Source organism: Stenotrophomonas sp. HMWF023, from assembly GCF_003060985.1.
Lineage (GTDB): Bacteria > Pseudomonadota > Gammaproteobacteria > Xanthomonadales > Xanthomonadaceae > Stenotrophomonas > Stenotrophomonas lactitubi.
Genome location: NZ_QAIJ01000185.1, coordinates 2806 through 13438 on the forward strand (window position 1 = coordinate 2806; position 10633 = coordinate 13438).

At 66.3% G+C, this 10633-nt stretch carries 10 protein-coding genes; 4 read left to right on the forward strand and 6 right to left on the reverse strand.

Annotated features, from left to right (window positions below):
• The coding region (locus DBR20_RS09920) for a putative Ig domain-containing protein (RefSeq protein WP_181393062.1) at positions 1-3203 on the reverse strand (3203 nt) is incomplete at its 3' end.
• A gap of 296 nt (positions 3204-3499) precedes the next feature.
• Here DBR20_RS09920 and DBR20_RS09925 point away from each other — a divergent pair.
• The 4 genes from DBR20_RS09925 to DBR20_RS09940 are packed head-to-tail and all read left to right on the forward strand — an operon-like array spanning position 3500 to position 5709.
• The gene (locus DBR20_RS09925; RefSeq protein WP_108266054.1) at positions 3500-4024 is read left to right on the forward strand and encodes a tail fiber protein; all 525 of its coding nucleotides are present in this window, start codon (positions 3500-3502) and stop codon (positions 4022-4024) included.
• 30 nt (positions 4025-4054) lie between these two features.
• A complete protein-coding gene (locus DBR20_RS09930; protein ID WP_108266055.1) occupies positions 4055-4585 on the forward strand; it encodes a tail fiber protein in 531 nt (176 codons plus the stop codon).
• A gap of 37 nt (positions 4586-4622) precedes the next feature.
• On the forward strand, positions 4623-5156 hold the full coding sequence (locus DBR20_RS09935; RefSeq protein ID WP_108266056.1) for a tail fiber protein: 534 nt from the start codon (positions 4623-4625) through the stop codon (positions 5154-5156).
• Between the two features lie 4 nt (positions 5157-5160).
• Entirely contained in the window at positions 5161-5709 is a 549-nt protein-coding gene (locus DBR20_RS09940; protein WP_108266057.1) for a GNAT family N-acetyltransferase, read from the forward strand.
• A 43-nt stretch (positions 5710-5752) separates the two neighbouring features.
• Here the strand turns inward: DBR20_RS09940 and DBR20_RS09945 are convergent, their stop codons facing one another.
• The 5 genes from DBR20_RS09945 to DBR20_RS09965 all read right to left on the reverse strand — a co-directional run bounded on the left by DBR20_RS09945 (position 5753) and on the right by DBR20_RS09965 (position 10559).
• Positions 5753-6049, reverse strand: a complete 297-nt coding sequence (locus tag DBR20_RS09945) for a hypothetical protein (RefSeq protein ID WP_108266058.1) — start codon at positions 6047-6049, stop codon at positions 5753-5755.
• Between the two features lie 110 nt (positions 6050-6159).
• Positions 6160-7608, reverse strand: coding sequence for an efflux transporter outer membrane subunit (locus tag DBR20_RS09950; protein ID WP_258223277.1), 1449 nt, complete (start codon positions 7606-7608; stop codon positions 6160-6162).
• On the reverse strand, positions 7605-8489 hold the full coding sequence (locus tag DBR20_RS09955) for a biotin/lipoyl-binding protein (RefSeq protein ID WP_108266059.1): 885 nt from the start codon (positions 8487-8489) through the stop codon (positions 7605-7607). The genes DBR20_RS09950 and DBR20_RS09955 overlap by 4 nt, the downstream gene beginning before the upstream one ends.
• Positions 8486-8701 (reverse strand): DUF1656 domain-containing protein, encoded by a 216-nt coding sequence (locus tag DBR20_RS09960; RefSeq protein WP_025874327.1) that lies wholly within the window; start codon positions 8699-8701, stop codon positions 8486-8488. Before DBR20_RS09960 ends, DBR20_RS09955 begins: the two co-directional genes overlap by 4 nt.
• Positions 8702-8705: 4 nt before the next feature.
• Positions 8706-10559, reverse strand: a complete 1854-nt coding sequence (locus DBR20_RS09965; protein ID WP_108266061.1) for an FUSC family protein — start codon at positions 10557-10559, stop codon at positions 8706-8708.
• Positions 10560-10633: the final 74 nt, after the last annotated feature.

Sequence of the window (10633 nt, forward strand, 5' to 3'; positions counted from 1 at the left end):
GCCACGGTGATCGATGTGATCACTCCGCCGTCGTTCGCCGTTACCGGAATCGTCACCGGTTGCTGCGATGGCGTGGTGGCGCTGTCGTCCACTGCCACCGGTACCGCGTCAGCGATGACGATGCTGTAGCTCTGGGTGGCGTTGTAGCCGGCGTCGTCGGTGGAACGCACCACTGCGGTATAGCTGCCGGCCGTGGTCGGCGTACCGCTGAATACACCCGCCGAACTGAAGGAAATGCCGGGGGGCAGGGCACCGGAGGCGATCGCATAGGTATACGGCGCGATGCCACCGCTGCTGCTCAGGCTCTGCGAATAGGCCGTGCCCACCGTGCCGCTGGGCAGGGTGGCGGGTGTCAGTACCACGGTCGCCGGAGTGATCGTGAAGGTGTACACGCGGCTGGCGGTCTGGCCGTTGGAATCGGTGGAGCGCACCGTCATGCTGAAGTTGCCATCCGATCGGGGGATGCCCGTCAGTGCGCCGGCGGAGGTGAAGGATATGCCGATCGGCAGCGCACCACTGAGCAGCGCGTAGCTGTATGGCGCAACGCCGCCGCTGGAACTCAACTGCGCGTTGTAGGCCACCCCTGCGCTGCCGTTGGTCAGGCTGGGCGGATCGATGGCGATTGCCGGCGTGGCAACGACGATGGTGTAGTTCTGCTGCAGCGAGAACGGCGCTCCCGCGCCGGTGCTGGAGTCGGTGGTGCGCACGGCGATGTTGTAGTTGCCCGGCACGGTCGGCGTACCGCTGAGCACACCGGCCGACGTCAGGGTGACCCCCACCGGCAGCGAGCCGGCGACCAGTGCGTAGCTGTACGGCGCGGTGCCGCCGCTGCTGGCGAAGTTGATGGTGGTGGCTACGCCGTAGTTCATCGGCAGGTTGCCCGCCGCCGGGGTCATGCTCAGGGTCGGCGCGCCAGCGGTCAGCGTGAAGCCCTGGCCGGTGGTGAACGGACCGTTGCCGGTGCTGCTGTCGGTTGCACTGGCGACGATGCTGAAGCTGCCCGCCGCGCTCACCGTGCCGCTTACGGTCACGCTGGTGGCGGTGGTGCCACCGACGCTGAGGCCTGCTGGCAGGCCGGTGACAGTGAATCCGCTATAGGGTGCGGTGCCACCATTCCAGGTGAACGTCTGGCTGTAACCTGCGCCGACCTGGGCGTTCATCGGGCCGCCCGCAGTCACGGTGATGGTCGGGTTGCTGACCGTGATGCTGACCGTTGCAGGCGCCGAGGTGCCGGCAGTGTTTGTTGCGGTGTAGGTAAAGCTGTCCGGGCCCGCGTAACCCGCGGTGGGCTGGTAGGTGATGGTGGTGCCGCTGGCGACGGCACTGCCGTGAGCCGCCGCAGTGCCGATGGCCACCGAGGTCGGCACGCCGCCAGTGATGTTCAGCGTGATCGGATTGGCGCTGCTGTTGTAGGTCACGGTCGCCGACACCGGATTGGCCACCGGCGGGCTGTTGAGGATCTGCAACGTATAGCCGCGCGGTGTCGAGGTGTAGGGCCCGCTGCCGGTGCTGCTGTCGGTAGCGGTCACCGCGAAATTGAAGGTGCCCGATGCGGTAGGTGTACCGGTCAAGGCGCCCGTTGCGGTGTTCAGCGTGATGCCCGCTGGCAGGGCACCTGCGGTGACTGCATAGGAGTACGGCGAGGTGCCGCCGCTGGCTGGGTTCAACGTGGCGCTGTACGCCGCGTTCTGGGTGCCGTTGGCCAGCGTGGTGGCCGGCAGCAGGACCGTTGCCGGGAGGAACGTCGTCGAATAGGCACGCGAGCCGGTGTGCGGCACACCCGTACCGGTGCTGCTGCTGGTCGCTGTAACGGTGAAGTTGAAGGTGCCGCCTGCGGTGGGTGTACCGCTGATGACGCCGTTGCTGCCATTGAGCGTCACCCCCGCCGGCAGGGCACCGGCAGTGATGGCATAGCTGTACGAGGCGATGCCGCCGCTGGCGATGAAGGTCTCACTGTAGGCCGCGCCGACTGTGCCGCCTGTCAGCGCGGCCGGAGCGATAACGATTACCGGCGGTGCCACTACCAGGGTGTAGGCATTGGAACCGGTGAAACTATTGGCGTCTGTTGCGGTCACGGTGAAGTTGAAGGTGCCGGCCGCGGTGGGCGTACCGGTCAGTGCGCCGGTGCTGGTGTTGAGGCTCATCCCTGCGGGCAGGGTACCTGCGGTGATGGCGAAGCCATACGGCGCAGTGCCGCCGCTGGCGCTAAAGGTCTGGCTGTAGGCCACAGCGACGGTTGCACCCGGAGCGGTGGCCGGGTTGACCACGATGGTCGGCGGCGGAATCACCTGCAGGGTCACGGATTTGACCTCTGCATAGCTGCCGGTGCCGGTGCTGCTGTCGGCGACGCGGATGCCGAAGGTGTAGCTGCCCTGGCTGGTGGGCGTGCCGCTCAGGATGGCGCCACTCAGGCTCAGGCCAGGCGGCAGGGAGCCGTTTTCAAACGCGAACGTGTAGCCGGGCACGCCACCGCTGGCAGTGAAGGTGACCGAGTAGGCAAGGCCCAGCGGCGCAGACGGCGTCGACGGCGCGATGGTCAGGGTCGGGTTGGCTGCCGAACCGCTGAACGTGCGCACGCCGCTGGCAGAGGCGCTGTCGGTGGCGCGGATGGTGAACGCATAGGCCCCGCGCTGGGTGGGGATACCGCTGATGGTGTTTCCGCTCAGGCTCAGCCCCGGCGGAATGGAACCGCTGTCCAGACTGTAGGTGTACGGCCCGGTGCCGCCGCTGGCACTGAGGCTGGTACTGAAAGGCACACCCACCGTCAGGTTGACCGCGGGGGAAGCGGCAAGGGTGATGGCCGACGCCGGAGCGATCGTTACGGTGACATTGATGTCACCGCCGAAGTCGTCCTGGATGACGAAGGTATCGGTGGAGGCGCTGTCGCCGTTGTGGGTGTAGGTCAGTGGCAGGTTGGCACCCGACTGCAAACCTACCGTGCGGCTGCCGTGCGGAGTTGCTGCCGTGCCTGCGGCGATACCAAAGCCGCCGTGACAGTGGTTGATGTCGATCGTCTGCGAGCCACTGTTGGCCACCGACATGCTCAGCGTCGGGCAGAACGTCGATGATGCTGCCGTCGCCAACTGCGGCCACAGGCCGCCCGCGCACAACAGCGCGACGACGAACCAGGAGCAGAACGATGAAAAGAAAGCGTGCGAACGCGCACGCGGCGTCTCCACGCGTTGCGCTGATGACTGATGCATGTTCTGCCCCTGTTGGCACCGCACGGGCTCGACCGTCCCCAAGGACATCGAGCCAGAACGGCGAGACCTTACCCCTGTCTGCGGACGCCGGGCTGGACCCGGCACCGCACCCCTTGCGAACTGCTGGTAATCATTCAAGCAGGACTCAGCGTGAAAAAGAAAGTGCCTATATATTCATGAATGATTAATGTTGCATCCGCACAAAGATTTCGCTTGTACGGCGTGTGGAGTGTGAGCGAGAGTAGCGGCGGCAGCGGACATGACGTCCGTGCCACCAACCTTTCGGGGGAAAAGGTATGACCCAGGTATTCCTCGGGCAGATAATGCTCACGGGGTTCGCGTTCGCGCCCAAGGGATTCGCCGTTTGCAACGGACAGTTGCTTTCCATTGCCCAGAATCAGGCGCTGTTTTCTCTGCTGGGGACCATGTACGGCGGTGACGGCAGGACTACGTTCGCCTTGCCCAATCTGCAATCGCGCACCCCGGTGGGCGCCGGCCCGTCGGCGGATGGTGGCTGGAATCCTGCGCCTTACGTCCAAGGGGACGTGGGCGGTGTGGAGAGCGTTACCCTGCTGCCCACTCAGGTTCCGGCCCACAGCCCGGTGGTCAATGGCACCACCACTGCAGGTACGGCGCGCAATCCTACCGGCGGCCTGTATGGCACCAGCGGCAGTGCCATCTTCGGGCCTGCCAACGGCACCCTGGTTCCGCTGAATGGCGTGGGGCCGGGCGGTGGTGGCCAGCCGCACGCGAACCTGCAGCCCTACACCGTGATCAATTTCGTGATCGCGCTGAACGGCATTTTCCCGTCGCGCAACTGATTCTTCCGACGCCCATTACAGGAGTTCCCCATGAGCACCCCTTACATCGGAGAAATCCGGATGTTCGGTTTTGCGCGCGTGCCCAACGGCTGGTTCGCATGCGACGGTACGCTTCAATCGATTGCCGAGTACGAAGTGCTGTACACCGTGATCGGCACCACGTACGGCGGTAACGGCGCCACCACCTTTGGTGTGCCCGACCTACGCGGCTGCGTGCCGATCCATCAAGGCCGTGGCCCGGGATTGAGCGCCTACGTGATCGGGCAGAAGGCGGGCAGTGAAAGTGTCACCCTGCTGCAGACGCAGTTGCCCCAGCATACCCCGTCGCTGATGGCCACCACGGCCCTGGCAACCACCGGTGCAGTTGGCGCTACCGTGGTGCCGGCGGCGTTGTCGGGCGAGACCATGTACGTCACCGATATCACCGGGGCCAACGGCGCGACCCTTTCGCCCAATGCGATCGTCAGCCCGGGCGGCAACCAGGCACACGACAACGAGATGCCCACGCTTACGGTGCAGTTCTGTATCGCCTGGGCCGGCATCTATCCGTCGCAAGGCTGAGTCGCCACTCGCGCATATCCGCTTCCAGGACACGACCATGACCGAACCTTTCATCGGCGAAATCCAGATCTTCGGCTTCAATTTCCCGCCGCGTGGCTGGGCAAGCTGCAATGGCGTCACCCTGCCGATCCAGCAGAACACTGCTTTGTTTTCGCTGCTGGGCACCCAGTACGGTGGCGACGGACGAACGAATTTCCAGCTGCCCAACTTCGTCAACCGCGCGGCCACTGAACAGGGCCAGGGCCCCGGCTTGACCCCGCACACCATCGGCGAGGCCTATGGCAGCAATTCGGTGACGTTGAATGCTATGGAGATGCCGTCGCACAGCCACTCCCTGACGATCTACAACCAGCCTGACCCGTCCAAACGCACCGGCACCCCGGTCGCGGGCAACTACCTGGGCCTGCCGACCTCAGGTGCACCGTTCGTGCCCAATGCCACCGCCAACGCACAGTTCAGTCCCAACATGATCGGTCCGTCCGGTGGCGGCCAGCCCCACGAAAACCGCCAGCCCTACCTCGCGACGAACTTCTGCATCGCGTTGGAGGGTGTGTTCCCCAGCTTTGGCTGACGACATGCAAGCGACGTCGCAGCTCACTTCGTTTCCGGCGGGCCGCGACGACCGCCTGGCCGTACCCGTGCTCCTTGGCGAGCGCGGGTACGCTTTGCGGCCGCTGTGCGACGATGACCTGCCTTGGCTGCGCGAACTGTACGCCAGCACCCGCGTGGAGGAACTGGCGCCAGTGCCTTGGCCCGAAGCGAGCAAGCGCGCGTTTCTGGACAGCCAGTTCGCACTGCAGCACCAGCACTACCAGGCGCACTACAGCGACTCCGATTTCCTGGCCATCGAACGCAACGGCGTGGTGGTGGGCCGTTACTACCTGCAGCGCAGTGCGCCGGATCACCTGATCGTCGATATCTGCTTGTTTCCCGGTGAGCGCGGTCGCGGCGTAGCCGCAGCGCTGATCGGTCACAGCCAGGGTGAGGCCGCCGCGCTGGGCTGCGGCGTGACCCTGCACGTACAGGCCGACAATGTCGCTGCGCAGCGCCTGTACCGGCGTGCCGGATTCGCCGTGATCCACGACCAGGGCTCGCATCTGCTGTTGCGTTGGGCGCCGGACTGAGCCGGCGACACGCCGCGGCACGCCTTTCCGCGGGCTCACATTCTCAGTTGAAGATCGCCTGATACAGGAATCCCGCCTGCTCACGCGCGACCGGCACCAGGAAAATGCCCACCTCACCGATGTCGGCATGGCGCATCTGATAGATCTGCTGCGGAAACAGGAAGGCCGAGCCGTTGCGGAACAACAGCGAGAACGGCACACGCGCCGCGCCTGGCGGCAGTTGCGAAGGATTCAACGCTCGCGCCTCCACAAGCACAAACGGAACCTCGCCGTCGTTGATGACGGCCGAGAAGGTCTGGTCAACGTGGCGGGCGAAATGGTCGAGCGTCAGCAGTTCCATGCAGGGTTCCCCTAAACCGAACTGCATCGTCGCCGCGCTGTTCGCCCGATGCAAGTGTGTTGCGGCGGTTCCCGGCAGGCACGGTTGGTTGCGCGCGAACTGCTCCTCCATCAGTCCTGTGTATCACCCGGGGCGAGTGTCCGATTGCCTGCCTCGGCCCAACCCCCACCCAGTGCCAGGAAGAGATCCACCTGACGATCCACCCGCTGCGCACGCGACGCTGCGAGCGCGGATTCTGCATCGGCCAGCGTGGCCTCGGCAGACAGCACATCGAGGAAGCCGATCCTGCCGAACCGGTACAGCTGCCCGGCCTGGTCGCTCGCACGCGCCGCGTCGTCGCGGGCCAGGGCAAGGCTGCGCTCGCGATCGATCTCCTGCGCATACGCCGACAACGCGGTTTCGGTCTGCCGCAGAGCATCCAGCACCGCGCCATCGAACGATGCCAGCGCAGCATCGGCGTTGGCCCCGGCAGCGTCGATCCGTGCGTGGGTTGCGCGGCGGTTCGGCCAGCGCCACGACAGCAGCGGCCCAATGGACGCGCCGATGCTGTCGCTGCTCAGCAACTTCTTAAATGAGCCTGCCATGCCAGCGGACGCGCCGATGCTCACTTGTGGATACAGCGCCGCCGTTTCCACGCCGATCATCGCAGTGGCGGCCGCCAAGCTGCGCTCCGCCGCACGGATGTCGGGGCGACGCTGGATCAGCTGGCTGCCATCGCCGACAGGAATCAGCTGCTGCAGGCGCGGCGGCTGTTGGCAGTTGGCGACTTCCTGCGGGTAGTCCGCTGGTAGTCGGCCCATCAGCGCTGCCAGTTCGAACAGGGCTGCCTGCCGCTGGGCAACCAGATGCGGCACTGCCGCCGCGCTGCGGTTGACCGCCGCGCGCGCCCGGCTCACGTCGAATTCGGTTCCGCGTCCGCCGTTGGCCAAGCGGGTGGTGGCGTCCAACGTGGCGCGCTGCGTATCGAGCACACGCTGCGTCGCCGCCAGGGTGAGGTTGGTCGAACAGATGCCGACATAGGCGCGGGTGACGGCGGCGGCGACAACCACCCGCACCTGGTCGCGCGCTGCAGCGAAGGCCTCTGCATCCGCGCTGGCGGCTTCAATACCGCGGCGGATGCCACCGGCCAGATCCAGCGGGTAGGACAGGTGGATGCCGAGCGCGTACACCTGCGGTGGCGAGGAAGGCGAGGTGTATCCACCGGCGCGCGCCAGCGTAGCCGATGCGTCGGCGTCGGTGCCTACCGACCCCTCGGCCCGGAGTTGCAGCACCATCGCCGTGGCGCGCCGCAGGTTGGCGTCGGCCGCGCGCAGATCGGTGTTGGCCCGCAGCGCTTCGCTGACGTAGGTGTCGAGCCGTGGATCGTCGTACAGCTGCCACCAGCGGTCCGGCGGCTCGGCCTGTATGTAGGCAGCTTCGTGCCCCGATACGAATGCGCGGCGGGCCGCCGGGGCCGCGGCGACCGCGTTGGCCGGAAGTGTGTAGTCGGGGCCGGACACGCAGCCTGCCAGCGACAGTGCACACGCGAGCACACCCACACGCGATGCGTTGCCGATCACTTGCAGACTCCCGGCGCACGCGGGGTGATGGTCACGCTGGCGGTTCGGCCGACAATCAGGCGGGTATCCGGTGCAACGTCATCCAGGCGGATGCGGACGGGTATCCGCTGCGCCAGCCGCACCCAGGTATAGGTCGACGCGACCGACGGCAGCAGGTTGTGGGTGCTAGAGCGCTGGTCGTCGGCGATACCGGCAGCGATGCTCTCGACATGCCCACGCACGTCGCGACCATCGCCCATCAGGTGGGCGACCGCGGCATCGCCCTCGTTGATGCAGTTGAGCTTGGTTTCTTCGAAATAGCCTTCGACCCTCAGGCTGCTGCTGTCGATCAGGGCCAGAGCCTGCGCGCCCGGCTGCAGGAAGTCACCCGGGTGCAGGTCGAGATTGGTGACGGTGCCATCGGCGCTGGCGCGCACTTCGGTGCGCTGCACGTTCAACAGTGCCACCCGCCGCTCCGCGCGGGCCTGCGCCAGACCGGCAACTTCGGTATCAACCTTGGCCGTATTGCGCTCGCGTGTCTCCGAGGCGACAAGGTTGCCCAGCGCCAGATCCCGTTTCGATTCACGGCGGGCGAGGGTGAGCGTGGCCTTCGCGCTGCTCACCGCAGCATCCGCCTTCTCCAGCGCGGCGGCGTAGCGCGGCTGGTCCAGCACCAGCAGCAGCTGCCCGGCCTTCACCCGCTGGTTGTCCTGCACCAGCACCTGGGTCACCAGTCCGCCCATGTCCGACGCCACGCGGATCACATCCGCGCGTACCCGGCCATCGCGCGTCCAGGGCTGCGTTTCGTATCGGTTCCAGAGGGACAGGGCCGCGATGACGGCGACGGCCAACACGCAGAGCGTTGCGCTCCAGCGGCCAAGGACACTCAGCACGTGTTTCATTTCAGTTTCTCTAACAGGGGCGCGAGCTGGATCAACAGCTCCGCCAGGATCACGAACAGCGAAAGGCCCACCAGCGGGCGATAGGCGAACAGCCGGTACAGCCCGAGGCTTGCCAGCAGCCGCGAGGCCATCATCGACAGGGCCAACGCGATGAGCGCCACCGCCAACAGGCCGGGAACGAAGACGCCATCGATGGAGATATCGGAGAACATCGCATCAGTCCTCATGAGCGAGCAGGTCGCGGCGCAGGCCGGAAAGCAGTGCAAGAACATGCTCGGTTCCGGGCGCGCTGCCAGTGCTGACGGCGTCGCGTGTGTGCTCGAGCAATTCCAGCAGCGGCGCATTCACCAGGCGCGGAGTGGGAGTGCGGAAGTGGGCGGTGGCCCTGTGCATCAGCAGTGCATGACACTCGCGACTGCTCAGGTCCTTGAGCGTCCTGCCGATCACACGCAGTTCGGCCACGGCACTGGCCGCGCGCATGTCTGCAAACATCGTCCGCAATGTGCGGGCCGCATCCGGATGGCCGCGCAGGCGAGGAGCAAGCAGCGCAAGCCGATCCACCATGCGGCTGGTCCAGTCGCTGGCGTTTCGCACCTGCCCGGCCGCCCGACGCGCGATGTCCCGCCTGATCACGTGCTGCAAGCGCGCGCGGCTGCGATTGCTGTCCAGGGTCTGCAACAGCGACATGCTGCACAGCGCCGCCGCCGTGCCGACGAACAGCGCGACGCCGCTGTTGAGCACACCCACGACGTTGCTGGCATTGGTCGCGCCCAATCCTGCAATGAGCGGGAAGGTGAGCACCACGCCCAACGCCGCCATGATGAAAGGCGGGCGGGCGAGGAACGAGCCACACAGCAGCAGCGCGGGCGCCAGCGCCATGGCCAGGCCGACGAAATCGGACAGGCCCGGAAAGATCACCAGCGCGTAGAACAGCCCGATGACCACGCCGATGGTCGACCCGATCAGATAGTGCATGACATGCCCGGCAGGTGCCTCGCTGGTTCCGAACAACACGCAGGCGGTGCCGATGATGGAGACGGCGGTTGCACCATCGGACCACGCGGTAATGATCCACAGCGCGCAGGCCAGTACGATGCCGACGAAGGCACCCAAAGCGCTGCGCAGGGCGACCCGGTGATCACGATGCAGCACATGGCCGTTCGCCTTGCTGGCGAGGTGCACGGGCACACGCCGGCGCCAGTCCGGGCGGGCAGCGTGCAGCTGCTCTTCCAGCAGCCGGCAGTCGTGATGCGCAGCATCGAGTTCGGCCTGACGTGCGCAGAGATCTGCACGCATCAATTCCTGCCATGTGGTGTGCGCTGTGCCAGCGGGCTGCGCGCGCAACTGGGCCAGTGATTCGTCCACGGCGCTGGACAGCATCAGCACATCGAGCATCCGGTCATGCAGTGCGCGCAGGATCTGCACCTGGGCGACGCCGTGCGCGCTGTCGAACGGCAGGTGGATGGACAGCGTGTGCAGTTCGAGCAGGTCCGCGGCTACCTTGGAGCGGTCCTCCGCCAGTACCGTGTCCCTGGCGCCTGCGCGCATGTCCTGCGTCCAACGTTCCGCATCGCCGAGGATCGACGCCACACGCGCGTGCACACGCGGCGAGACCCGGCGTGGCAGCACCAGCCCGTGGACCAGCGTTGCCGCAAGAATGCCGATCGAGATCTCCTGCACGCGGGTGATGGCAATGGTGAAGACTTCACCGGGCACCATCACCGCCGGGAAACCGATCAGGCTGGTGGTGTACCCGGCCAGCAGGAAGGCATACGCACGCGGTGTGCGGTCGAGCATGGCCAGGTACAGGCACAGGCCCATCCAGGCCGCCAGCACTACGCTGAGCACCACGGGCGCGTTGGCGAACCGCGGCACCAGTAGCACCGTAGCAACCGCGCCGCCGACGGTTCCCAACAGGCGGAACAGGCCCCGGCTGAGCGTTGCGCCGGACATCGGCTGCGACACCAGATAGACCGTGCCGATCACCCAGAATGGGCGGGTCAGGCCGATGCGCAGCGAGACATACAGCCCGAGGATCGCGGCGAGCAGACACTTGAGCGAGAACAGCACCGCTTCGCGGTCGACCTTCAATGCAGGCGACGTCAGTAGCGCGCTGGGGCGCGAAAGCCAAGGGAGGGTAGGGG

Coding starts and splice junctions, on each gene's coding strand:
- DBR20_RS09930 (WP_108266055.1), top strand. CDS start 4,055: ATGAGCACCCCTTACATCGGAGAAATCCGGATGTTCGGTTTTGCGCGC.
- DBR20_RS09955 (WP_108266059.1), bottom strand. CDS start 8,489: ATGAAACACGTGCTGAGTGTCCTTGGCCGCTGGAGCGCAACGCTCTGC.
- DBR20_RS09945 (WP_108266058.1), bottom strand. CDS start 6,049: ATGGAACTGCTGACGCTCGACCATTTCGCCCGCCACGTTGACCAGACC.
- DBR20_RS09940 (WP_108266057.1), top strand. CDS start 5,161: ATGCAAGCGACGTCGCAGCTCACTTCGTTTCCGGCGGGCCGCGACGAC.
- DBR20_RS09925 (WP_108266054.1), top strand. CDS start 3,500: ATGACCCAGGTATTCCTCGGGCAGATAATGCTCACGGGGTTCGCGTTC.
- DBR20_RS09935 (WP_108266056.1), top strand. CDS start 4,623: ATGACCGAACCTTTCATCGGCGAAATCCAGATCTTCGGCTTCAATTTC.
- DBR20_RS09960 (WP_025874327.1), bottom strand. CDS start 8,701: ATGTTCTCCGATATCTCCATCGATGGCGTCTTCGTTCCCGGCCTGTTG.